We start from the raw sequence: 23,600 nt of genomic DNA, 5'->3' as shown, positions 1-23,600 counted from the left end.
TCAACTGCTTTAGGTACGTCATTCCGGCCTTGAGCCGGAATCTAGCCGACGCGCGTCTGCGCGGCGAGAGAGTCCTTTCAGCCCAAGGACTTGGGCTGGCTGGATTCCGGCTCAAAGCCGGAATGACGGTGGGAAAGTGACGGACGCCAGCAAACGCCCCAGCCTGTCATACCCCTAACGCCACTGCCGCATATTTTGCCCCGGGCTGCACCCACGACCGTCTTTACCGAGGTCGTCTCTGCCCGTTTGCACATTTTGACGCAGGTCAAAAAGGTGATTTGCTGCTCGTCGTTTTTTGCGTTATCGAAATTTCAGAAATTACTGAAAATTCAGGAAACGTAAAAATGCCAACCAGCCTGTCCCCGCTCGTTCAGTCCTTCGTGCTGCATTTCGGTGAGATGGGCAGCCGCTGGGGCATTAACCGCACCGTCGGCCAAGTCTATGCTTTGCTTTATATTTCGCCGCAGCCATTGTGTGCGGACGAGATTGTGGAGGCGCTCGGCATCTCCCGTTCCAACGTGTCGATGAGTCTGAAGGAGTTGCAGGCGTGGAACCTTGCAATTCTCAAGCATTTTCCCGGCGACCGGCGCGATTTTTTCACGACGCCTGACGATGTCTGGCAAATTCTCCGCACCCTTGCCGAAGAGCGCAAGAAGCGCGAGATCGATCCCACGCTCAGCGTGCTGCGCGAAATTCTGATGGAGACGCCGGAAAACGAAGATGAGCGGCATGCGCAAAAGCGCATCGACGAGATGAAGACGCTGATCGAGCAGCTGACCGGCTGGTATGACGATGTGAAGCGGCTGGAGACGGAAAGGCTGGCTTCGCTTCTGGCGCTCGGTTCGAAGGTTACGAAGCTTCTGGAGGCCAAGGACAAGATCGTCTCCCTCGCCAGACCCCGTGGCGCTAAGAAGGACGGGTGAGGAGATCGGCCGTGAGCATGTCCGTGGAAATACGCCAGGGGACCAATGGTGACGGGTCAGTCTGTCCCGCTCCGGTTGGAGTCTCGCCCGACGCGACGCGGCGGCGCTTCTTCAGCAAGGCCAATCGCAAAACCTCTCGCGACAGAGCGGCCGGGCGGGCGAAAATGACAGGCGCGCCGGCGGTTGGGAGATCCGTTGCCTTGCTGCATGTGCTGGCGGCTTTGCTCTGGCTGCCGCAGGCAGGTTTGCTTGCCTTTTCAGTCGGAAGAATTGCCGATGGCGCGCCGATGATGGCGATTGTGCCGGCTGCGGCTGCGGTTCTCATCCTCGGCCTCATCAAGGCATGGCTGGAAAAGATCGCGGCGCGGCTGTCGTTTCGCGCTGCCCGTACCGTGCTGTCGCAGCGGCGGCTGGAAGCGCTGCAGGCTGTGGCGAAGGTTTCCCCGCTCGATCTGTCGCGCACTGCCTCCGGTGAGGCGGCAGGCGTCGTGGCCGAGGCGGCGGAAGCGCTGGTGCCTTATCTTTCCCGTTTCCAGCCGGCGCGGATGAAGGCGACCATCGTGCCGCTGGTTTTCGTGCTGGCGATCCTGCCCTTTACCTGGATTGCGGCGCTGGTGCTGCTGCTCGCCATGCCAACCATCCCGCTTTTCATGGCGCTCATCGGCTGGCAGGCCAAGGCTGCCAGCGAAAAGCAGCTTGCCGAGACGGGCAATATGAATGCCTTCCTGCTCGACCGCCTGCGCGGACTGGAAACGATCCGCACGCTGAAAGCCGTCGATCTGACGGCGGAACGTCTCAGCGCCGATGCGCAGAACCTGAAGACGCGGACGATGGCGGTGCTCAGGATCGCCTTTCTCTCCTCGGCGGTGCTGGAGCTTTTCGCAGCGCTCGGCGTTGCCATGACCGCCGTTTATATCGGTTTTCATCTGCTCGGTTTTCTCAATTTCGGCGCCTGGGGCGAGAAGCTGACACTTGCCGAAGGTCTTTTCATCCTGCTGCTGGCGCCGGCCTTTTTCGAGCCGCTGCGGGAACTCTCCGCCGTCTGGCACGACCGTGCGGCCGGTGAAGCAGCGCTTGATGCGCTCGGCAAATTGACGGCCGGCGGTGCGGCCATCGCCGGCGAGGGCGCGGATATGGCGTCTGTCCCATCCCCGACGCCCGGTCTGCTGGAGATCGACAATCTCTCCTTCGCTTATCCGAGCGCTCCACCTGTCATCCAAAATTTCAACCTGACCGTTCAGCAGGGTGAGCGGATAGCAATTCTTGGGCCTTCCGGTTGTGGCAAATCCACTGTACTCTCCTTGATTGCCGGGCTGGCCGAGGCTGGAGAGGGCTCGATCAGGATCGGCGGCGTCAAGCTCGATCATGCGACGGCGGATGGGCTGCGCAGGACGATTGGCTGGGTCAGCCAGAAGCCGTTCTTTTTTGCCGGTTCGCTGAAGGCGAATATTCGTTTCGGCCGTTCGGTTGTCAGCGATGGCATGGTGGAAGAGACGCTGCGCCGCACCGGGCTCGATGGCTTGTCGCAGGCGCGCCGGCGCCTGCAGATCGGCGATGGCGGATATGGAATTTCGGGCGGGGAGGCGGTGCGGCTTACCATTGCGCGTGCTTTTGCAGACCCCGCAACGCAGCTTGTTCTGGCCGATGAGCCGACAGCCCATCTCGACCGGGAAACGGCTGCTCTCGTCACGGAAAACCTGCTGCAACTGGCAAATGGCAGGACATTGATCGTCGCGACCCATGATCCGGTGCTTGCGGCGCGCATGGACAGGATCGTGGATATGACGGCGATCCATTCGAGGGGGCAGCTATGATCGCGCGTTTTGCGATATTGAGACCCATTATCGGCCTGTTCTGGTCGGCACGGCGCGGCATGCTGCTGGCGGGCGCGGCTCTGGCGGTGACGACGGTGCTGGCGGGCATCGGCCTTCTCGGCGTTTCCGGCTGGTTCATCACCGCAACGGCAATTGCCGGTCTTCTGCCGGCAACGGCCTATGCTTTCGATGTCTTTGCGCCTTCGGCCGCCATTCGTCTTCTGGCGCTGGCGCGCACCGCCGCCCGTTACGGCGAACGCATGACGACCCATGACGCCACGCTTTCCGTGCTTGCAGCACTTCGGGAAAAGCTGTTTCGCGGCTTTGCCGCGCCGCAGGCCGCGAAATCCCTGGAGGCGAGGCCTGCGCGCCTGCTGAACCGGCTGACGGCGGATATCGATGCGCTGGATTCGCTTTATCTGCGCGTGCTGGTTCCCGCCGCCGTCGCGGTCCTTGCTGCAATCGCGACAGGCCTCGGGCTTGCTTTTCTCCATCCTCTGGCGGGCATTCTGGCGGCGGTTTTCCTCGTCGCGGCGGGGCTTGGAATTTCGGTTCGCGCCGCCTTGCGGGCGGAAACATTCTCGCGCCGCCGGGCAATCGGGCTGGAAGCCCTTCGCGCCCGCACGGCCGATCTCGTGAGCGGGCAGACGGAGCTCTTGACCACCGGCCGCCTTTCCGCGCAGGTCGCGGCGGTGAAACGGGCGGATGATTACCTCTCTGCCTGCGATGATACCCTGAACCGCATCGAAACCAGTGCCGGTTTTTCCTTCGGGGTTTCAGCGGCCGTTCTTTTGAGCGCCGCCCTTCTTGGCATGGCCTGGCTTGCGGAACAGGGGGCGGTAAGCGCGCCGGCCGCAGCACTCGGGCTGCTCGTCTGTTTTGCCGCGCTGGAGCCTTTCACGGCGTTGCGTCGTGGGGCGATGGAGCTTGGGCGCACGCTGTTTTCCGCAAGGCGCATCGCGCCGCGTCTTTCGGCAACGGCTGAAGGCCGCTGTCCCGTCTCGCCGGTCAAGCGCATGACGGCAGAGCTCAAAAATGTGCGTCTGGAGCGGGAAGGGAACGACAATCCGGTCCTGACGAATATCAACATTGCAATCGCCTCCGGGGAACGGATTGCCATCATCGGCCAGAGCGGTGCGGGCAAGACAAGCCTCATCCAGCTTCTGGCGGGTGAATTGCGGCCGGCGGCGGGCACGGTCAGCGCCCTGCCGTCCACCCTGATGACGCAGCGAAGCCAGCTTTTCCGCGACAGCATCGCCGACAATCTGCGGCTGGCGAAACCCACCGCAACCGGGGCCGAATTATGGGACGCGCTCGAGGCGGCAGGCCTTGCCGAACACGTCAAAACCTTGGCCGCCGGGCTGGAGACAAGGCTTGGCGAGGCGGGCCAGGGGCTTTCCGGCGGCCAGTCGCGCCGGCTGGCGCTCGCCCGTTTCCTGCTCGCTGATCGGCCGCTGTGGCTTCTCGACGAGGTGACGGAAGGGCTGGATGGCGAAACCGCCCGCGACGTGCTCACCCGGCTGTTTGCGAGGGCGCAGCGAAAGACTGTCGTGATGATCACCCATAATCGCCGCGAGGCGGAATTTGCCGATCGCATCATCGTGCTGAAAGAGGGGCGTCAATTTGATGAATGTCAAAGCGGCACCCCGGAATACGGCGTAGTGCTGGAGACACTGCGCCCGGACTGAGATTTTTTGAGAGCCGGCGTCGTCTTTGAAATGGAAGGCCGGCCTTCCGGAAAAGGTGGATAGGACTATGGAACTCGACATAGTGGCGCTGTCGCGCCTGCAATTTGCAGTGACGGCTTTATATCACTTTCTGTTCGTTCCCCTGACGATCGGACTATCGGTGGTGATCGCCATCATGGAAACGGTCTATGTCATGACCGGCCGCACGGTCTGGCGGCAGATGACGAAATTCTGGGGCACCCTGTTCGGCATCAACTTCGTGCTCGGCGTTTCCACCGGCATCGTCATGGAATTCCAGTTCGGCATGAACTGGAGTTACTACAGCCATTATGTCGGCGATATTTTCGGTGCGCCGCTGGCGATCGAAGGCATGATGGCCTTCTTCCTGGAAGCCACCTTCGTCGGCCTGTTCTTTTTCGGCTGGGACAAGCTGTCGAAACTCGGCCATCTCGTCGCGACATGGTGCGTGGCGCTCGGTTCGAATTTTTCGGCGCTATGGATATTGATCGCCAATGGCTGGATGCAGAACCCGACGGGATCGGCCTTCAATCCCCAGACCATGCGCATGGAAGTGACGGACTTCTTCGAGGTTCTGTTCAACCCGGTAGCGCAGGCGAAGTTCGTTCACACGGTGTCTGCGGGTTACGTGACGGCCTCCATCTTCGTGCTCGGCGTTTCGGCCTGGTATGTGCTGAAAGGCCGCCATGTCGATCTTGCCAAGCGTTCGATGACGGTTGCCGCCTCCTTCGGTCTGGCGTCCGCGTTGTCGGTCGTCGTGCTGGGTGATGAAAGCGGCTATCTCTCCACCGAACACCAGAAGATGAAGCTCGCCTCCATCGAGGCCATGTGGGAAACGGAGCCGGCACCGGCGCCCTTCACGGCCATCGGTTTTCCCGATCAGGAAGCACGCGAAACGCATTTCGCAGTGAAGATCCCGTGGGTGATGGGCCTCATCGGCACCCGCTCGCTCGACACGCAAATTCCGGGCATCAACGATCTGGTGGAGCAGGCCAAGACCCGCATCCGCGACGGTATCAAGGCCTATGACGCGCTGATGCAGATACGGGCCACCGGCAAAGGCGCGGAGTTGCCGGAAGAGGTGCGTGGCACCTTTGCTGAACTCGGCCATGAGCTCGGTTATGCCCTGCTGCTGAAACGATATGTCGACGATCCGCGCCAGGCGAATGAAGAGCAGATCGCCAAGGCGGCGGCGGATACCATTCCGCATGTTCCGACCCTGTTCTGGGCTTTCCGCATCATGGTCGGCCTTGGCATCTTCTTCATCCTGCTGACGGCGACGTTCTTTTATCTTTCGGCCCGCCGCCGGCTGGATCATTATCCGTTGCTGCTGAAAGTGGCGGTCTTCGCCATTCCCCTGCCGTGGATCGCGGCGGAAATGGGCTGGGTGGTGGCCGAGTTCGGCCGCCAGCCATGGATCATCGAAGGCGTGCTGCCCACGGCCGCGGCCGTCTCCAACCTCAGCGCTTCCACGGTCCTCATCACGCTCCTGTGTTTCATCGCCATCTACACGGTGCTGTTCATCGTCGAAATGGGGCTGATGCTGAAGGCGATCCGCAAGGGGCCCGAGCCGGACCATGAGCCGGAAGCGCCGCTCGTTCCTGAAAAACTCGTCGCTGCGGAGTAAACGATCATGATATTGCATCAACTCATCGACTACGAAATCCTCCGCGTCATCTGGTGGCTGCTGCTCGGCGTGGTGCTGATCGGTTTTGCCGTGACCGGCGGATTCGATCTCGGTACCGGCGCGCTTCTGCCCTTCGTGGCGAAAACGGATATCGAGCGGCGTGTCGTCATCAATTCCATCGGCCCCGTCTGGGAGGGCAATCAGGTCTGGCTCATCCTTGGCGGCGGCGCGATCTTTGCCGCCTGGCCGCCGCTTTATGCGGTGTCGTTTTCAGGGTTTTACCTGGCGATGTTCGCCACCCTGTTTGCGCTGATCCTGCGGCCGGTCGGCTTCAAATATCGCTCCAAGCGTGAAAGCGCCGCCTGGCGCACCGGCTGGGACTGGGCGCTCTTCATCGGCGGCTTCGTTCCGGCGCTAATCTTCGGCGTGGCCATCGGCAATGTGCTGCAGGGCGTTCCCTTCCACCTCAATGACGATCTCAGGATTTTCTACGATGGCACCACGCTGTTCGAGCTTCTGAACCCCTACGCCATCCTCTGCGGTCTCGTTTCCGTCGCCATGCTCATCATGCACGGTGCGGCATGGCTGGTGCTGAAGACGGATGGCCCGGTCGCTGCCCGCGCGCGCAGTTTCGGCAGCGTCGCGGCGCTTGCCACCACCGTTCTTTTTGCGCTCGGCGGCGTCTTTCTGTGGCTCGGTATCGATGGCTATCGCTTCACCTCGGAGGCCGTCACCGACGGTCCGTCCAATCCGCTGTCGAAGACGGTCGAGGTTGCGGGCGGTGTCTGGTTTGCCAATTATGCGGCGCATCCCTGGATGATGCTGGCGCCGGCGCTCGGTCTTGTCTTTCCGCTCGTCGCTTTCGTTTTGCTCCGCGCCCGCAGGGAAGTGCTGGCGCTGCTTTCCAGCTCGCTCGCGATTTTCGGCATCATCGCAACTGTCGGGCTGACGATGTTTCCCTTCATCCTGCCGTCTTCGGTCGATCCGAAATCGAGCCTGACGGTTTGGGATGCATCTTCCAGCCATATGACGCTGTTCATCATGCTGGTCGTCGCCCTCATCTTCATCCCGATCATCGTTGCCTATACGTCATGGGTCTATCGCGTGCTGTGGGGCAAGGTGGATGAAAAGGCGATCCGCGACGATAGTGGTCATGCTTATTGATTGAGAAAGAAGGAGATCGAACATGTGGTATTTCGCCTGGCTGCTCGGCCTGCCTCTCGCCGCCATCTTCGCCGTCATGAACGCCATGTGGTATGAGCTGATGGAAGAAAACGCGAAAAAGGCCGAAGTGAAGCTGGATAAATAGGGCTTTGGCGGAAGCCTCTCCTCCGTCATGCCGGACTAGATCCGGCATCCAGCCACGGCGCGTCTGCGCCGTGAAAAGAGTTTCTCGCGATCAAGGCCTTGATCGCGCTGGACCCCGGATCTGGTCCGGGGTGACGGAGTGCGGATGATGCAACTCCTCTAAATATGAATGGGCGGCATCCGGTTGGGATACCGCCCCTTTTGCTATAACTGACGTGCCTGCGACGCGCGGCGTCAGTGGATCGCGATGCCGCGCTTGTCCGCTTCTTCCTTGATGATGTCTTCGACGATGGCCCTCTTCAGATTTGGATTTCCAAGAAGATAGTCGTCGGCGATCTCGAAGATCGATTTCGGATTCTCGGTCCTGTGCAGGGTGTCGAGGTCCTGGCCGATCTGCTCTCGAAGGCTGGAATAGTCGTCCATCACGGCGCTCCCGTTTATCGGTTCAATCCAGAAGGTCGGCTGGAACCTTGCCGCCGTTTTCGGACAGTTTCTTGATGACGGCCTTATGCAGCCAGATGTTCATGGTCGCGGAATCCGAAGTGTCGCCGGTATAGCCGAGTTCGCCGGCCAGTTCCTTTCGGGCGCTGAGGCTGCTGTCCAGATTGAGCGCTTTCAGAAGGTCGACGATCGAATGTTTCCAGTCGAGTTTCTGGCCGTTCTGCTTGACCGCCGCATCCAGGATCGAAGCGACGTCGACATTGCCGGTGGGGGCCGGAGCCGCGGCTGTCGGAGCGGGTGCGGCCGGAGCCGAAGTCTGCGGTGCGGCTTCGGCCTTGCCGAAAATAGCGTTCTTGATCTTGTCGAAAAAGCTCATGGTGTCCTCCCCTTAGCGGCGAAATGCCCGCCCGACGGCGATGAGAATGCAGGCGCCGATGAAGCCGGCGATGAGATAGCCAATCCAGCCTCCGAGCGAAATGCCCACGAGCCCCAGAAGGAAATTGGCGACGATGGCGCCGACAATGCCGAGGATAATGTTCATGAAAAGACCCATATTGCTTTTCATGAACTGTTCGGCCAGCCAACCGGCTACGCCGCCGATGATGATTGCTGCAATCCAGCCAACTTGTGCGTCTTCCATAACAAGCCTTTCCTTTGTAAGAGAGGTCCGCAGGCATATGGACAGGCTTTTGCGCGCACTGATCCCCCCGCCTTGAATAGACCCCAGGCGGAGCAATAACGGCGATATGGGCGATTGGTTCCGTGCGGCGAACTATGCGCCGCATATTCTTTAGCTCTGGCTTTGAAAGTCGAGGCCGATATCGAGAACCGGCGCGCTGTGGGTCAGCCAGCCGACGGAGATGAGATCGATGCCGGTTGCGGCGATGGCTGCGGCCGTCTGTGGATTGATGCGGCCCGACGCTTCGGTAATGGCGCGACCGGCGACGATCCCCACCGCCTCGCGCAGCTGTTCGGGTGTCATATTGTCGAGAAGGACCGCATCGACGCCCTCATCCATGACCTCGCGCAACTGCGCTAGCGTATCGACCTCCACCTCGATCTTGACGAGATGCCCCACGCCCTGCCGGGCACGGCGGATGGCGTCGCGCACGCCGCCGGCCACGGCAATATGGTTGTCCTTGATGAGAACGGCGTCATAAAGCGCAAAACGGTGGTTCATGCCGCCGCCGGCGCGCACGGCATATTTTTCAAGCGCTCTCAGCCCCGGCGTCGTCTTGCGGGTGCAGGCGACCGAGGCCTTGGTGCCGGCAATGGCGGCAGCGATTTTTGCGGTGACGGAAGCGATGCCCGACAGGTGACCGAGGAAATTCAGCGCCGTGCGCTCCGCCGTCAGAAGGCCGCGTGAGGGGCCTTCGATCGTTGCGATGATATCGCCGGGCGTCACGGCGGCCCCATCCTGCACGTGCCGTTTCATCACGATGGCCGGATCCACGAGCTGGAAAGCGAGTTCTGCCGCGTCGAGACCGGCGATAACGCCCGGTTCGCGCGCGGCCATGACGACGACCGAGCGATGATCGGCGGGAATGACGGCGACGGACGTGATGTCGCCCGCCAGTCCGAGGTCTTCCAGAAGAGCATTGCGCACGAGCGGTTCGATGATGAGGCGTGGCAGGGGTGAAAGGGTCATGTCAGGCGCTCCGCGCAAGGCTGGCCGAGGAATGGCTGGAAGAGGAAAATTCATGGGCGATGGTGAGAACGTCGCTGAGGTTCAGCCTGCGCCTTGCGGCCGTCGCATGTTTTTCAGGGAAATCGTCGCGGAAATGCGCGCCGCGCGATTCCGTGCGCAGCGCCGCAAAGACGGCGATGGCCAGCGCGACAAGGGCAGGATCGGATGCCGGGCCGTTCCGCTCAGCCAGTGGCAGAAGATCGCGGATCGCGCCCCCCAGCCCTTCCGCACGTCTTACGATGCCGAGATGGCGGGAAACGATGGGCCGGACGGGGGAGAGGTCGGCTGCCGGGACATCGGGCATGGGGAGTGTTGCGATATCCGCTGCCCGTTTTTCCGCATATGCCTGCCTGCCTGCAATGTCTTCTGCGGCACGCATGCCCATGGCCGCCGCTTCCAGCAGGGAATTGCTGGCAAGCCGGTTCGCGCCATGCAGACCCGTGCAGGCGGTTTCGCCGGCAACCCAAAGGCCCGGCACTGAGCTTCGGCCTTTACCATCGGTGGCGACCCCGCCCATATGGTAATGCACCGCCGGGCGCACCGGCACGAGCTCACGGGCGGGGTCTATCCCGGCCTCGCGGCAGAGCAGGTCGATCGAGGGGAAGCGAGCGGAAAAGCCGGAGCCGAGCGCCTTGCGGGCATCGAGAAAGACCTTGCCGCCGCGCAGGATTTCGCGGTCGATGGCGCGAGCGACAATATCGCGGGAGGCGAGTTCCGCACCCGGAACGGCCGCCATGAAACGTTCGCCATTTTCATTGAGAAGCAGCGCGCCTTCGCCCCGCACCGCCTCGCTCACCAGCGCCAGCGGCCGTCGGGGCGAGGAAAGCGCCGTTGGGTGGAATTGCACGAATTCCATATCGGCGATGATGGCGCCGGCGCGGGCGGCGAGCATGATGCCCTGCCCGAAATTGCCGGAGGGATTGGTCGTCGCCTCATAAAGCCCGCCGAGACCGCCGGTGGCAAGAACGACCTGGCTTGCTGGCAAAGTGAAGCAGCCTTTTGGCCCGATGCAGGCGAGGCCGACGATGACGCCATTTTCCGTCAGCAGGCGGCGAACCTCCGTGCCTTCCAGAACGGTTATGGACGGCGTGCGAAGAACGGCGGCGGCGAGAGCCCTGACGATGGCCGCGCCCGAGCCGTCGCCTTCGGCATGCAGGATGCGCCTTCTGCCATGGGCGGCCTCCAGCCCGAAAACGAGCCTGCCCTCGGCATCCCGGTCGAAGCGCACTCCGGCCCGCTCCAACGCCTCGATGACGGCGGGGGCGGCGGAAACGATCTCTGCGGCCATTTCAGCGTCGCAGAGGCCGTCGCCTGCGGCGAGCGTATCGGCAAGATGCAGCGTGGCGCTATCGTCCGGCCCGAGGCTGGCGGCAATGCCACCCTGTGCCCAGGCGCTGGAGGTCTCGCCGCCGAGAACGCTGCGTGTGAGAAGCAGCACGGGCTGCGGCGCAAGCGTTAGCGCCGCCATCAGGCCCGCAATGCCGCTGCCGACAATGACCGTCCAGCCCGTATGCGACGGGAGGCGTTCGCTCATACTTCCAGCATCCTTTCCACGGCGCGGCGGGCGGCGACAGCGATGGCCGGGTCGACCGTCACTTCGTGGCGGTTTTCCTCCAGCGCCGTGCGGATATTGCCAAGCGTGATGCGTTTCATATGCGGGCAGAGATTGCAGGGGCGGATGAATTCGACATCCGGGTGATGCACGGCGACATTGTCGCTCATCGAGCATTCCGTCAAAAGCACCACGCGGGCGGGGCGCTCGCGGCCGACATAATCCGACATGACGGCGGTGGAGCCGGAAAAATCCGCAGCCTCGACGACATCGGGCGGACATTCCGGATGCGCCAGCACGGTGACGCCCGGATGGCTTTCGCGCAATTCGCGAATATCATCGGCGGTGAACAGTTCATGCACCTCGCAATGGCCGCGCCAGGCGATCAGCTCGACATTGGTTTCCCGCGCCACGTTCTTCGCCAGATATTCATCCGGCAACATCAGCACGCGCGGCACGCCGAGCGATTCCACCACCTGACGGGCATTGCCGGAGGTGCAGCAGATGTCGGAGGCCGCCTTCACCGCCGCGGACGTGTTCACGTAGGTCACGACCGGAACGCCGGGATAAGCCTTGCGCAGAAGCGCGATGTCCTCGGGCGTGATGGAATCGGCCAGCGAACAACCGGCGGCCATATCCGGAATGAGCACGGTTTTCTCCGGATTGAGCAGCTTTGCCGTCTCGGCCATGAAATGCACGCCGGCCAGAACTATGACATCCGCTTCCACCTCCATCGCCTTGCGGGCAAGGGCGAGGCTGTCGCCAACGATATCGGCGACGCCGTGGAAGATTTCCGGTGTCTGGTAATTATGGGCGAGGATGACGGCGTTGCGCTTGCGCTTCAGCTCAAGGATCGCCTCCACATCGTCCTGAAAGCCCATCCATTCGGCCTTGGGAATGACGCGGGCAACGCGGTCGTAAAGGCTTGCGGCGGAAATCTGCTCGTTCACGGTGCTCTCCCATTTATACTCTTTTTGAGTATATCTATCGCAAAGACATATTCTCATTGTGAGCATATGTCAATTGCGGGAGAGCGGCAGTTTCGTTCCGGAAAGGGCGCGTTCATCGAGAACGGTCTGGCGGAAGCGGAAGAGCTTTGCCGGGCGTCCGCCGGTTTCGGTCGCCATCTCGCCGGTCTCTTCCACCAGTTGCTGCTGTTCGATAAGCCGGCGGAAGTTCTGCTTGTGCAGCGTCAGCCCGGCCAGCGCCTCGATGGCGCGCTGTAGCTGCAGGAGCGTGAAGGCGTCGGCCATCAGTTCGAACACCACGGGACGATATTTGATCTTGGCCCGCAGACGCGCGATGCCGGTGGCAAGGATGCGGCGGTGATCGGCAAACATTGGCCTGCCGAAATTGATCCGCGGTTCGCCCTGCGCCTCTTCGACCAGCCCGGCTTCATACAGCAACTCGTAACGCTGCAGGGTCAATTCCTCGTTCCAGCCTCCGCCATCGAGGCCGAAGGTGAAATCCGCCCGCAAATGGCGTTGGCTTTTGGAGGCGGGATCGGAATCCGCCCAGGCGCGCAGCCTGTCGATGATGCTGTCCAGAACTTCCGGGCGTCCCTGACGGTGATCCTCCCAGGGGAAATATTCGTACCAGCCGTGCCAGAGCGGGCGTTTGCCGCCGGAGGCCTCCTGTTCGTGAACCAGCCCGAGATAACCGATGGAGATGGTTCTGCCGCCTAAAATGTCGTTGTTCCGGTCGCGATCGGCGAAAGTATAGAGTTGTTCGAGATAACCGACGGGGTGATGGGTCTGTTCGTGAATCCATTCCCGCAAGCCGCTCTGAAGCGTTCTGTGCCCGAATTCGAACGGTCCCGACGGAAGCGCTGCGCCTTCCCGAACGGTCATGACCCGCGGCTCATCCGTGGTGATGGCGGTGACGACGGCGATGAGTTCGGCATGGGCAAGCCCGATGGTCACGGCGGCTCCTCTGGTCGTTGGCGCAAGATCAATCTTCTTTGGCACAGGAAGGTTGCTTCGCCAACATGGCGGCAGAAAAGGGCTGTCGATAAATAGTCTCACTGAAAACGGGGCGCCATCAGACAAAAGGATGAATTCTTGTGGTTAGTCGTCCGTCATCTGATATGTTACAGACCCGCACGAGCATTTCAGACTGTAGAAGGCCGATGTTGGAGAATATATCTCTCGAAGAGACACTTGTGGGTTATTACACCTGGAACATCGGGCAAAACCTGATTTACCTCGATGCCGTGGCGGCCCGCCTGCGCGAATTCTCCGCGGAAAAAGCCGCTTGCGGCATTCCGGTCGAGGATTTCATCGCGCAGATAGAAAGCGGCTCGCGCGCACGCGTCGCCAAGGCGGTCTACAATTCGCTGACAAATGGCGTGTTCTATGATCAGGAATATCGCATTCAGCTCAAATCTGGCGGCTTCCGCTGGTTGCGGACAACGGGACGGGTGCTCCTCGACAGCGACCAGCTTCCGATCATGGCCATGGGCACGGTGCGGGATGTCAGTGCGGGCAAGATTTTATTGATGTGATAAGCGGCGGGCCTCTTCGCGGGGTGGCGGCCGATCGATTTTAATTTGTTCATTGTTTTGATGTTGCGGTGACATGGTCCGGCAGATCGCAATTTTGCTGTTTCAGATCGTCCTGGCCATTGGCCTCGGCATAGCCGGCATCCGCATCGCCTCGCTCGTCAATGGCGAGGCAACCCCGGCGCCAGCAGGCCTTGCGGCCAATACGGAACTACTTTGGACGACCTCGCCGGTGCGGGTCGATCCGCGTAGCCAAAACTACGAGCGCATTCCGACGCCTCCCGATCTTTATCCGCTGAAGATGCATGCGGACCAGCGCCTGCGCGTCATCTCCAGCAGCCGTTTCACCTTCAAGGGTCAGGAATTCCGCCTCGCCGGCGTGGAGGATGTCGAGCGCAACCGCGTTTGCGCCGGCCCCGACGGCCGCCGTTACGCCTGCGGCCTCAACGCCTTCAAGGCGCTGGAGAACCGGCTGCGCGGCAGATATCTGGAATGTCGGACGGTGGAGGAAGGTGGTGCCGGCAGTTCCGTGGAGTGCCGGATCAACGGGCAGGATGTACGGGCGCTGCTGCAATAGGCGATCGGGTCGAACGACTAGCGAGATGCGCGAGAGCGACTGGCCGAAGGGAAGATATTTTTTGTCTGGGAAGGTTTGGTGGAGCTAAGCGGGATCGAACCGCTGACCTCTTGCATGCCATGCAAGCGCTCTCCCAGCTGAGCTATAGCCCCATAAGGGTTCCGGCATTTCTTCCGGTTCCGGGAACCGAAGCGGTTGTTGTTCCGTTCGGTGGCGGCTTACTACTGCGGCTTTCCGACGAGTGCAAGCATAAAAAACGGCCCGGCGTCATTTTTTTGTCGTCGGGCCGAATTATCAAGTAAAATCAAGCTTCTTCGTCGTCGCCCGATACGCCGATGATGCCGGACATGTCGTCGTCGTCATCTTCGTCGTCGGTTTCGAGGAAGGTGTCGTCGTCGTCATCGATTTCGACGTCATCGTCGTCGCCGAGATCGGGGATATCGTCGCCGTTGTTGTCGCCATCGGCATCTTCCAGCGAGACGAGTTCGACTTCCGTGTTTTCGGTATCGACTTCCGCCACTTCCTCTTCTTCAGCCTGCTCCATCTTGGCCTGGGCGGTGCTTTCCTCGAAGAAGGAGAGCGGCCAGGACTTGCCGGTGTAGGGAGAAACGACCGGATCGCGGTTCAGATCGTAGAACTTCTTGCCGGTATCGGGGTCTGTGCGCTTGGTACCAAGTTCCGCTTTTGCCACTGTCTAAGCCTCAAATTGTCGAATGAGTTTCGGTGTGTACGCCGTAAAACCGGCATAGACGGTAAAATTTATAGCCGGTCCCCTTAATCGTTGCGCTCTTTCGTGTCAAAGACAAACTTCGGGTGCCGCCTGCCTCGGCGCAACCCCTATGCGGGGATGCCGATATAAATAGGAAGGTGTTGCGCACTCTATTATATGAATGACGAATGCACAGGCGGAAAGCTTCATGACCTTCACGATCGCCATAGACGGGCCGGCTGCGGCGGGCAAAGGAACCCTGTCGCGCAGGATCGCCGAGACCTATGGTTTCCACCATCTCGATACCGGGCTGACCTACAGGGCGACCGCCAAGGCGCTTCTGGATGCCGGCCTGCCGCTCGATGATGAGGCCGTGGCGGAGAAGATCGCGCTGGAAGTCGATCTTGCGGGGCTCGATCGCGCCGTTCTTTCCCGGCACGATATCGGCGAGGCCGCATCCAAAATCGCGGTGATGCCGCCGGTGAGGCGTGCGCTCGTGAAGGCGCAGCAGCGTTTTGCCGCAAAGGAGCCGGGCACGGTGCTTGACGGCCGCGACATCGGCACGGTGGTGTGCCCTGAGGCGCCGGTGAAGCTTTACGTCACGGCCTCTGCGGACGTGCGGGCGCGACGCCGTTACGATGAAATTCTGGCCAATGGCGGCAGCGGCGATTATGATGCCATTTTCGCTGAAGTGAAAAAACGCGACGAGCGCGACATGGGCCGCGCCGACAGCCCGTTGAAGCCGGCTGAAGACGCGCACTTGCTAGATACGTCGGAAATGAGTATAGAGGCGGCGTTTCAGGCCGCGCGGAAGATCATCGACGCCGCCCTGAAGAGATAGGTTTCTCGCGGAACGGCTTCCTGCCGTCCGCGTTTAGTCCGGAATTGCCCGAAGACATGTCCTTGCGCCGGAAAGCCTTTTGAAAAGGCGGGCATGGGGTCGGGTATCAACAACACTAGCCCACCGGCGCTTTTGTATTCGCCATAGCGCGGATGCAATCAGGAGATTTCATGTCAGTATCTACCCCCACGCGCGAAGATTTCGCAGCGCTTCTCGAAGAATCCTTTGCCTCCAACGATCTTGCCGAAGGCTATGTTGCCAAGGGTATCGTAACGGCAATCGAGAAGGACGTTGCCATCGTCGACGTCGGCCTCAAGGTTGAAGGCCGCGTACCGTTGAAGGAATTCGGCGCGAAGTCCAAGGACGGCACGCTGAAGGTCGGCGACGAAGTCGAAGTTTACGTCGAGCGCATCGAAAACGCCCTCGGCGAAGCCGTTCTGTCGCGCGAGAAGGCTCGCCGCGAAGAAAGCTGGGTCAAGCTCGAAGCCAAGTTCGAAGCTGGCGAGCGCGTCGAAGGCGTCATCTTCAACCAGGTCAAGGGTGGTTTCACCGTCGATCTGGACGGCGCTGTTGCCTTCCTGCCGCGTTCGCAGGTGGACATTCGTCCGATCCGCGACGTTACCCCGCTGATGCACAACCCGCAGCCCTTCGAAATCCTCAAGATGGACAAGCGTCGCGGCAACATCGTTGTCTCGCGTCGTACGGTTCTCGAAGAGTCGCGTGCCGAGCAGCGTTCTGAAATCGTTCAGAACCTCGAAGAAGGCCAGGTTGTTGACGGCGTCGTCAAGAACATCACCGATTACGGTGCGTTCGTTGACCTCGGCGGCATCGACGGCCTGCTGCACGTCACCGACATGGCATGGCGCCGCGTCAACCATCCTTCGGAAATCCTCAACATTGGCCAGCAGGTCAAGGTTCAGATCATCCGCATCAACCAGGAAACCCACCGTATCTCGCTCGGCATGAAGCAGCTCGAGTCCGATCCGTGGGATGGCATCTCCGCCAAGTACCCGGTTGGCAAGAAGATCTCCGGTACGGTCACGAACATCACCGACTACGGTGCATTCGTTGAGCTGGAGCCGGGCATCGAAGGCCTGATCCACATTTCCGAAATGTCCTGGACCAAGAAGAACGTACACCCCGGCAAGATCCTGTCCACGAGCCAGGAAGTTGACGTTGTTGTTCTCGAAGTCGATCCGTCCAAGCGCCGTATCTCGCTCGGTCTCAAGCAGACGCTTGAAAACCCGTGGCAGGCATTCGCTTACAGCCATCCGGCTGGTACGGAAGTCGAAGGCGAAGTCAAGAACAAGACCGAATTCGGCCTGTTCATTGGCCTCGAAGGCGATGTCGACGGCATGGTTCACCTGTCGGACCTCGACTGGAACCGTCCGGGCGAGCAGGTCATCGAAGAGTACAACAAGGGTGACGTCGTCAAGGCTGTCGTTCTCGACGTTGACGTCGAGAAGGAACGCATCTCGCTCGGCATCAAGCAGCTCGGCAAGGATGCTGTCGGCGAAGCCGCTTCTTCCGGCGACCTGCGCAAGAATGCAGTCGTTTCCGCTGAAGTCACTGCGGTCAACGATGGCGGCATCGAAGTGAAGCTCGTCAACCACGAAGACCTCACCTCGTTCATCCGTCGCGCTGACCTTTCCCGTGACCGCGACGAGCAGCGCCCTGAGCGCTTCTCCGTTGGCCAGGTTGTCGACGCCCGCGTCGTCAACTTCTCGAAGAAGGACCGCAAGGTCATGCTTTCGATCAAGGCTCTGGAAATCGCTGAAGAGAAGGAAGCCGTCGCACAGTTCGGTTCTTCCGACTCGGGCGCTTCGCTCGGCGACATCCTCGGCGCGGCTCTGAAGAACCGCGGCGAATAATCGCTCCGATCTTTGAAATAAAGAACCCGCCGGAATTTCCGGCGGGTTTTTTGTTGGGTTCAACGGGCCTTGCCCGCTTGAGCGCGAAGGGTAAGGCTTCTCTCGACGTCATCCTCGGCCCTGTGCCACTGCTGTCCGGTTTAAATTTGATGGACATGGCGCACGGTGTTGCTCCTCTTTCGTGTCCGAGATCGTCGCCAAACGCTCGAATACGAGTAGAATCAACACCGTGCGCCATGTCCACCAAATTTAAACCGGACAGCAGTGGGACAGGCCCGAGGATGACGTCGGAGTGATTGGCGCGACTTACATTCCAACCTGATCACGCCGAATTCAGAGCATGCCGCTCATCTTCAGATAATAATTTTCCGCGCTGTCGTCGGAAGCCACCGCCGTCGGGCTTTCCTGCGTGTCGATCCCGTCATTGGCGGCGATGCGCTCTTCTTTTTCGTCCTGACCGTCGGAATTATCAGCACCGGCTTCGGCCTCGTCATTTGCCTCATCATCGGAAAACGGGCCGCCTCCGCGCGGCGGCGTTTCCGATTCATAGTCCTCATCCGCAGGCGGATAGGCGACGAGCGGCAGCGGTGTGCCGTCTTTTACCAGAGCCGCGGCGATCAACGATTGCGAAGCCGATTGCTCCAGCATCGCCATCCTCGCTTCCGGGTCGAGCATGGCCCGAGGCAGCGGCTGGGTTTCGGGGCGATGGGTCGCCGTTTCCGTTTCCTCACCCGAGGGGCGGGCTGCGGCTGTTGCGAGGGCCGATTTTTCGGTTGGCTGATCGTCGGACGGTTGCTGCGCAACACCTTGCGGCGCGGGCGGAGGCTCTTGCGTGCCGGTCGGCTTGAGCGGAAGTTTGCCGGCGGTGGCGGCAAGCAGCAGGCTGTTCACGGTCTCCGCGTCGTCTGCGAACAAACCGGATGGCGGGGTAAGGCCCGTGCGGATTTCTTTCTGCTCCGGCTTCATCGTCTCCCGATGCGGAAGGGCAGGGGGGGCTTCGCCCGTTTCGGCGCGGGGCGGATTTGCCGGGCGGGCCTCGGCCGATACTTCCTTCATCACGCTGCCGGTTTGTGGCGGAAGCGGACGTGCCGTGTTTTCGGCTCTTCCATCCGGCTTTACGGCAACGGTCGGCATATCATGTGTGTCGGCAGGCGGGGTGGAAAGCGTGGGCCGGGGGTCCAGTTGCGCCGTTAGCACCGCCACTGTGGCTTTCATCGCTGCGCCACTGAGGGCGAGCGGCCCGATGAGCAGCGGCAGGAGCCGGCTGACGGTGGTGGAATTTGCCGTCTGCGCTGTCGCGGACGAAGAAGGGCGCGCTTCCGCATTCTGGCTCTGTGCGTTCTGCTGTTTCGGCTGGGCCGATTGTGCGGGGGCGGGGTTGGAGGAATTGTTCTGCTGATAGGAGGAAACCACCGCCTTTGCCGCAAGGTCCGTTCCCTTGTAACGGGAAAGCTCGATCAACAACGCGAGGCGGGCAGCATCCGGCCCGGTCGGCTGTTTCAGGATTTCGGCAAGCATCGAAAGGGTCAGGCCCTGCAGGGCCTTGCCGACCTGCTGTTCCAGCGCCAGGCGTTGTGGCGCCGGCAGGGTGCGGAGCGCCTCCGTCAGCCGCGTCACATAGGTCTCTATGGCTTCGCCATCCCGCCGGGGCAGGTTCATCAGCTTGCCGAGCGCTTCCGCCAGAACGGCGGTGCTGCGCGAGAGCTGAAATTCGCTGGTGAGGGAGGCGATTGCCGCGCGGGCAAAAAGGCTGCTGTTTTCAGGGGCGGGAATGTTCGGTTGCGGCGGTGCAGCCTCTTTCACCTGCTCGCGCGGTGTCAGTGAAACCGTGGTTCCATAGGCGGCATCGGTTGCCGCAATTTTCGGTACAGGCGGTAACATGCTGCGCTCCGTTTCTATCGGTGACCGCCGCTGGCTGCGAAAGGGCCAATCCCCATTGGCTCTGTGATCCGCATCTGGCTTGAATGTTGAAAAATCGCCGCGCCGGTGATGGACAGGTGTCATCTCGCCCGCTCATGCGGGAGCGCCGTATACGCCTCTGGCCGCAATGCCGGTTGCAGCGCATACAGAATCATCGAGCTCAATCTTGGCTTGCAGATGTTAAGATTTGGCTAACCAACGAATTGCGCGCCCGGTCAGGGCGAAATGCCGATGAACATGCGGTAAAGGCCGTTATCGTCGGAATTGACCGAGGAAATATGGTCGGGATCGCTGGGCGCCGTCTCAAAAGCTTCCGGCGGCATGGCATCGAGCCAGCTTGCCTTGGGAAGATTTCGATCCGGTTGAATGTTGACGGGGTCGATGAGGCTGTCTTCCTCAGCGGGCGCGGTGAAGGCCGCATCATCCGGAACGAGCGACGGGGCGGCCATGGATAGCAGCGCCTGCGCGGCATTCGGTTCTGTGTCGTAAACGGCGCTGCCGGATAGGCCGGAAATATCGGTCATGTCTGAACTCACATCATGTTTCGCTCAAGTGACGATCGGAAGCGGCAATCATGCCGCCTTTTTCTTCAGCAGTTCATAAAGGCCATTGTCGTCGATCGAGATCGGCAAAATGGGGTTGCGGGCATCTTCGACAAGCGCCTGCGCATCGAGCAGTTTTTCGCCGTCGTCGTCCGCATCCAGATCGGTGACTGCTTCTGTCTCCGCCGGCTCATTTTCGTTTTCCGCCGGGGCGGCTTGCTCAGCCGGCACAGCCGCAAGCACGGCGATCAGCGCCGTTTCCGACGATGTGCCGGCTGGCGCCTGAGGGTCGACGCTTTCCGTTTTTTCGTCGCCGGAAGCATCGATATGCTCCTTTACGACGTCCTGAAGCTCCTGCACGTCTTCAAGCTTGCCCTGCGCATCGCGCGCCTGGATATCCTGTTCCCGCTCGGCCTTCACCTCGGCATCGTTGATTTCGCCGATACGATCCTTGCCGCGTTCGGCCTGCAACTCTTCCCTGGTTTTCGGATCGGCGACATCTTCGAGACGCTGAATGACTTTCAGGGTTTCACGCGTCATGAAGCGGGTGCCCTGCGCCTGTTCGTCCAGGGCCTCCTTCACGGCGCGCGCCTCATCGCCATAGGGGTTGGCGACGGCGGAGATCATCTGCCGGGCGGAGACGCCGAGTTGTTTGAGGCCTGTCGATTCTTCCAGATCGTCGACGCTTTTCGGCAGGGTCGCGCGCGCCGCCATGATGGCTTTCGACATCTGCTCGCCGAAATCCTCTTCCGTGCCTGTGAGGCCTGCGCCCTTTGCGATGCGGGCGGCAAGGGCGGCCATGGGATCGGTCTTGCTGTTGACGCCATTGTTCAGCACGTCCACGACCTCAGCCTCCGAAACGCCGAAGGATTTCAGGGAAATCTTCGTGGCTTTCCCCTGTGCATCGGTTTTTTCGAAGCTGTCGGTCAGGGTCAGCGCATCCTGAAGTCTTCGCGCGAAGGAAAAGCTCGATTCGTCCTTTTCCTGTGTGATGCCCAGCGCGGAGGAAAAACGGGAGACGAGCGAGGCGAAGGCATCGGCATCGGGTTTCATGACGCCGAAGAGATAGGCGCTTATCTTCTCATTGGCGGCGCGCTGGCTTTCGTCCGGCTGCGGGTTTGTCTTGACCGCATCGTCCTTTTTGGTGCCGTTGGCCTTTTCCTGCTCTTCGCGCTGGCGTTCCTCGATGGTTTCGACCATCGAGCGCATGAGGTCGCTGACTGCAATGCCCGCCGTCTGCTGTAGCGGAGTAATCATCCCTCAAAGTCCCCGGCCGCCAAAGTTGCGGCCGAGAATAGGCAATTCTGGTAAATCAGTGCTTAAACCAGATGCGACTCGCTCAGCTATGGGCGAAAATATCGGTTTCTTCCCAGCCGAGGAGGTCGAGCTTTGCGCGGGTCGGGAGAAAGGCGAAGCAGGCGTCGGCATGGTCGAGGCGGCCGTCACGCACGAGACGCCCTGTCAGCTTGTCGCGCAGCGCGTGCAGGTGCAGCACGTCAGAGGCGGCATATTCGAGCTGCGCCGGCGACAGGGTCTCTGCCGCCCAGTCGGAAGATTGCTGGGCCTTGGAAATATCGACTTCCAGCATTTCTTTGAGGTTATCCTTCAGCCCGTGCCGGTCCGTATAGGTGCGGGTCAGTCGCGAGGCGATCTTGGTGCAGAAGACCGGTGTGGTCGTCACGCCGAAGGTGTGAAACAGGACGGCGATATCGAAACGGCCATAGTGAAAAATCTTCTGGCGGGCAGGGTCGGCAAGCATCCGGACGAGGTTCGGCGCTTCCTTTTGACCGGCGGCAATGCGAATGACGTCCGCCGTGCCGTCGCCCGGTGAAAGCTGAACGACACAGAGGCGGTCGCGGCGCGGCACCAGTCCCAGCGTTTCCGTATCGATTGCGATGGCGCCGGTGTAACGCGCGGCATCTTCGGCGGAAATATCGCCTTCGTGGTAACGGATGGGTGCTGCCATGTCCTGCTCCAGAAATTCCAGTTTCCTGCTCCGGCTATAACGGAAAGAGCGGCGGGACGATACCGTTTTATCGGCTCGTACAGTGCGCCACGCCGCATGCCCTTGGCACTTGCCTTTGCGAAAGCCCCCGGGTTAGGGTCGGGAAATCCTTTCCTGACAAATCGCATGAATTCCCGATGACAAAGAAAATCTATCTCGCCGGACCGGAAGTATTCCTCCCGAACGCGCGAAAAATGCTCGACATCAAGGCCTCGCTGGCGCGGGAAGCCGGTTTCACGCCGCTTTCGCCGGGCGATCTGCAAATTCCGCCGTCGGACACCAGGGTCGGTCACGGCTGCAACATCAATGCCGTCGATGAGCGGATGATGCTCGAAGCGGATGCGGTGATTGCCAATCTCACGCCGTTTCGCGGCATTGCCGCCGATACGGGAACCAGCTATGAGCTGGGCTTCATGTGCGCGCTGGGCAAGCCGGTTTTCGCCTATACCAATGTCGCGGCCAATCACTTCACCCGCATCAAGGCGCATTATGGCGGCGTCGCCACCCTGGATGAAACGGGCCGTTATCGCGGGCCGGACGGGCTGTCGATCGAGAATTTCGACATGGTCGACAATCTCATGCTGCATGGCGGGATTTTGCGGCGCGGCGGCGTCATCATCGTTGGCAATGCTCCCGAAGAGGCTTTGTATACGGATCTCGAGGCCTACAGGCGCTGTCTTACGGCGGCGGCCGAAAAGTTACTGACACCGATTGACCCTGAAAAAACGACTAGAGTGGAGGCATCATCATGAGCGGAACCATCCTCATCACCGGCGCGACATCCGGCTTCGGACAGGCCACGGCGCGGCGCTTCGTCAAGGAGGGCTGGAAGGTCATCGGCACGGGCCGGCGGGCGGAACGGCTGGAGGCGCTTTCAGCCGAGCTCGGTTCCGCCTTTCATGGCCTCGCCTTCGACATCACCGACGAGGAGGCGACAGGCAAGGCGCTGTCCGGATTGCCGGAAAGCTTCCGGGATATCGACGTTCTCGTCAACAATGCCGGCCTCGCACTCGGCACCGCGCCCGCACCGCAGGTGCCCTTGAAAGACTGGCAGACCATGGTGGACACCAACATCACCGGTCTCCTGAACATTACCCACCATTTGCTGCCGACGCTGATCGGGCGCAAGGGTATTGTCGTCAACCTCTCGTCTGTGGCTGCGCATTATCCCTATACGGGCGGCAATGTGTATGGCGGTACCAAAGCGTTCCTGCGGCAGTTTTCGCTCGGCCTGCGTTCCGACCTGCATGGCAAGGGCGTGCGGGTGACATCCATCGAGCCCGGCATGTGCGAAACGGAATTTACGCTGGTGCGCACCGGCGGCAATCAGGAAGCCTCGGACAATCTCTACAAGGGCGTCAATCCGATCACGGCGGACGATATTGCCAACACCATCCACTGGGTCGCCTCGCAGCCCAAGCATATCAACATCAACAGCCTCGAACTCATGCCGGTCAACCAGTCCTTCGCCGGCTTCCAGGTCTATCGGGAAAGCTGATTTTCCCGCGATTTTGGGGAGTGCTGAAAAACCGGGCAGGAATTTTCGAGCTATGCAGAAATGCAATGCTGCATTGCGA

The 23,600-nt window shown here is 60.9% G+C and carries 24 protein-coding genes and 1 tRNA gene; 12 read left to right on the top strand and 13 right to left on the bottom strand.

Features of this window, described 5'->3' with window-relative positions; all coding sequences use genetic code 11:
- Positions 1 to 344: 344 nt before the first annotated feature.
- From PIB16_RS14230 to cydX, 6 genes are all read left to right on the top strand, one after another.
- Complete coding sequence (locus PIB16_RS14230; RefSeq protein WP_003522458.1) at positions 345 to 923, top strand: GbsR/MarR family transcriptional regulator; 579 nt, start codon at positions 345 to 347, stop codon at positions 921 to 923.
- Between the two features lie 17 nt (positions 924 to 940).
- Positions 941 to 2,737, top strand: a complete 1,797-nt coding sequence (gene cydD, locus PIB16_RS14225; protein WP_104679826.1) for a thiol reductant ABC exporter subunit CydD — start codon at positions 941 to 943, stop codon at positions 2,735 to 2,737.
- Complete coding sequence (cydC, locus tag PIB16_RS14220) at positions 2,734 to 4,425, top strand: thiol reductant ABC exporter subunit CydC (RefSeq protein ID WP_271045782.1); 1,692 nt, start codon at positions 2,734 to 2,736, stop codon at positions 4,423 to 4,425. Before cydD ends, cydC begins: the two co-directional genes overlap by 4 nt.
- 67 nt (positions 4,426 to 4,492) lie before the next feature.
- Positions 4,493 to 6,070: a cytochrome ubiquinol oxidase subunit I gene (locus PIB16_RS14215; protein WP_065657366.1), complete on the top strand. Its 1,578-nt coding sequence runs from the start codon at positions 4,493 to 4,495 to the stop codon at positions 6,068 to 6,070.
- Positions 6,071 to 6,076: 6 nt separating this feature from the next.
- The gene (gene cydB / locus PIB16_RS14210) at positions 6,077 to 7,234 is read left to right on the top strand and encodes a cytochrome d ubiquinol oxidase subunit II (protein ID WP_065657365.1); all 1,158 of its coding nucleotides are present in this window, start codon (positions 6,077 to 6,079) and stop codon (positions 7,232 to 7,234) included.
- Between the two features lie 22 nt (positions 7,235 to 7,256).
- Entirely contained in the window at positions 7,257 to 7,379 is a 123-nt protein-coding gene (cydX, locus tag PIB16_RS14205; protein ID WP_065657364.1) for a cytochrome bd-I oxidase subunit CydX, read from the top strand.
- Between the two features lie 233 nt (positions 7,380 to 7,612).
- Here cydX and PIB16_RS14200 read toward each other — a convergent pair whose 3' ends face one another.
- The 7 genes from PIB16_RS14200 to PIB16_RS14170 all read right to left on the bottom strand — a co-directional run bounded on the left by PIB16_RS14200 (position 7,613) and on the right by PIB16_RS14170 (position 12,980).
- On the bottom strand, positions 7,613 to 7,801 hold the full coding sequence (locus PIB16_RS14200) for a hypothetical protein (RefSeq protein WP_003522463.1): 189 nt from the start codon (positions 7,799 to 7,801) through the stop codon (positions 7,613 to 7,615).
- A gap of 22 nt (positions 7,802 to 7,823) precedes the next feature.
- Positions 7,824 to 8,195, bottom strand: coding sequence for a DUF3597 domain-containing protein (locus tag PIB16_RS14195; protein ID WP_271045781.1), 372 nt, complete (start codon positions 8,193 to 8,195; stop codon positions 7,824 to 7,826).
- A gap of 12 nt (positions 8,196 to 8,207) precedes the next feature.
- Positions 8,208 to 8,459, bottom strand: a complete 252-nt coding sequence (locus PIB16_RS14190; RefSeq protein WP_003522465.1) for a GlsB/YeaQ/YmgE family stress response membrane protein — start codon at positions 8,457 to 8,459, stop codon at positions 8,208 to 8,210.
- A gap of 150 nt (positions 8,460 to 8,609) precedes the next feature.
- Positions 8,610 to 9,467, bottom strand: a complete 858-nt coding sequence (gene nadC / locus PIB16_RS14185) for a carboxylating nicotinate-nucleotide diphosphorylase (protein ID WP_065657362.1) — start codon at positions 9,465 to 9,467, stop codon at positions 8,610 to 8,612.
- A gap of 1 nt (position 9,468) precedes the next feature.
- Positions 9,469 to 11,040, bottom strand: a complete 1,572-nt coding sequence (locus PIB16_RS14180) for an L-aspartate oxidase (protein WP_065657361.1) — start codon at positions 11,038 to 11,040, stop codon at positions 9,469 to 9,471.
- Entirely contained in the window at positions 11,037 to 12,008 is a 972-nt protein-coding gene (nadA, locus tag PIB16_RS14175) for a quinolinate synthase NadA (RefSeq protein WP_059756932.1), read from the bottom strand. Before nadA ends, PIB16_RS14180 begins: the two co-directional genes overlap by 4 nt.
- 69 nt (positions 12,009 to 12,077) lie before the next feature.
- Positions 12,078 to 12,980: an NUDIX hydrolase gene (locus PIB16_RS14170; protein WP_065657509.1), complete on the bottom strand. Its 903-nt coding sequence runs from the start codon at positions 12,978 to 12,980 to the stop codon at positions 12,078 to 12,080.
- Positions 12,981 to 13,186: 206 nt separating this feature from the next.
- Between PIB16_RS14170 and PIB16_RS14165 the strand changes: the two genes are divergently transcribed.
- Both PIB16_RS14165 and PIB16_RS14160 read left to right on the top strand, forming a co-directional pair.
- The gene (locus tag PIB16_RS14165) at positions 13,187 to 13,561 is read left to right on the top strand and encodes a PAS domain-containing protein (RefSeq protein WP_065657360.1); all 375 of its coding nucleotides are present in this window, start codon (positions 13,187 to 13,189) and stop codon (positions 13,559 to 13,561) included.
- A gap of 73 nt (positions 13,562 to 13,634) precedes the next feature.
- The gene (locus PIB16_RS14160) at positions 13,635 to 14,135 is read left to right on the top strand and encodes a hypothetical protein (RefSeq protein ID WP_065657359.1); all 501 of its coding nucleotides are present in this window, start codon (positions 13,635 to 13,637) and stop codon (positions 14,133 to 14,135) included.
- Positions 14,136 to 14,211: 76 nt separating this feature from the next.
- Here the strand turns inward: PIB16_RS14160 and PIB16_RS14155 are convergent.
- Positions 14,212 to 14,287: transfer RNA gene (locus tag PIB16_RS14155), tRNA-Ala, on the bottom strand.
- Between the two features lie 152 nt (positions 14,288 to 14,439).
- Positions 14,440 to 14,826, bottom strand: a complete 387-nt coding sequence (locus tag PIB16_RS14150; RefSeq protein ID WP_003522472.1) for a TIGR02300 family protein — start codon at positions 14,824 to 14,826, stop codon at positions 14,440 to 14,442.
- A gap of 199 nt (positions 14,827 to 15,025) precedes the next feature.
- Between PIB16_RS14150 and cmk the strand changes: the two genes are divergently transcribed.
- Both cmk and rpsA read left to right on the top strand, forming a co-directional pair.
- A complete protein-coding gene (gene cmk, locus PIB16_RS14145; RefSeq protein ID WP_065657358.1) occupies positions 15,026 to 15,685 on the top strand; it encodes a (d)CMP kinase in 660 nt (219 codons plus the stop codon).
- Positions 15,686 to 15,855: 170 nt separating this feature from the next.
- A complete protein-coding gene (gene rpsA, locus PIB16_RS14140) occupies positions 15,856 to 17,556 on the top strand; it encodes a 30S ribosomal protein S1 (RefSeq protein WP_004437832.1) in 1,701 nt (566 codons plus the stop codon).
- Positions 17,557 to 17,889: 333 nt separating this feature from the next.
- Here the strand turns inward: rpsA and PIB16_RS14135 are convergent, their stop codons facing one another.
- From PIB16_RS14135 to PIB16_RS14120, 4 genes are all read right to left on the bottom strand, one after another.
- Positions 17,890 to 19,437: a hypothetical protein gene (locus PIB16_RS14135; protein ID WP_065657357.1), complete on the bottom strand. Its 1,548-nt coding sequence runs from the start codon at positions 19,435 to 19,437 to the stop codon at positions 17,890 to 17,892.
- A 254-nt stretch (positions 19,438 to 19,691) separates the two neighbouring features.
- Complete coding sequence (locus PIB16_RS14130) at positions 19,692 to 20,000, bottom strand: hypothetical protein (RefSeq protein ID WP_065657356.1); 309 nt, start codon at positions 19,998 to 20,000, stop codon at positions 19,692 to 19,694.
- 48 nt (positions 20,001 to 20,048) lie between these two features.
- On the bottom strand, positions 20,049 to 21,275 hold the full coding sequence (locus PIB16_RS14125) for a hypothetical protein (RefSeq protein WP_065657355.1): 1,227 nt from the start codon (positions 21,273 to 21,275) through the stop codon (positions 20,049 to 20,051).
- A gap of 82 nt (positions 21,276 to 21,357) precedes the next feature.
- The gene (locus PIB16_RS14120) at positions 21,358 to 21,984 is read right to left on the bottom strand and encodes a ribonuclease D (RefSeq protein ID WP_003522478.1); all 627 of its coding nucleotides are present in this window, start codon (positions 21,982 to 21,984) and stop codon (positions 21,358 to 21,360) included.
- Between the two features lie 176 nt (positions 21,985 to 22,160).
- On the opposite strand from PIB16_RS14120, the gene PIB16_RS14115 reads away from it, so the two are divergent.
- Positions 22,161 to 22,775: a nucleoside 2-deoxyribosyltransferase gene (locus tag PIB16_RS14115; protein WP_174000396.1), complete on the top strand. Its 615-nt coding sequence runs from the start codon at positions 22,161 to 22,163 to the stop codon at positions 22,773 to 22,775.
- Positions 22,772 to 23,521 carry an SDR family oxidoreductase gene (locus PIB16_RS14110; RefSeq protein WP_065657353.1) on the top strand — a complete coding sequence of 250 codons (750 nt, stop codon included), beginning with the start codon at positions 22,772 to 22,774 and terminating at the stop codon, positions 23,519 to 23,521. Before PIB16_RS14115 ends, PIB16_RS14110 begins: the two co-directional genes overlap by 4 nt.
- Positions 23,522 to 23,600: the final 79 nt, after the last annotated feature.

The sequence above is a fragment of the Agrobacterium sp. ST15.13.015 genome, from assembly GCF_027871645.1.
In the GTDB taxonomy this organism is placed as follows: domain Bacteria; phylum Pseudomonadota; class Alphaproteobacteria; order Rhizobiales; family Rhizobiaceae; genus Agrobacterium; species Agrobacterium leguminum.
This window is presented reverse-complemented; position numbering and strand designations above follow the sequence as displayed.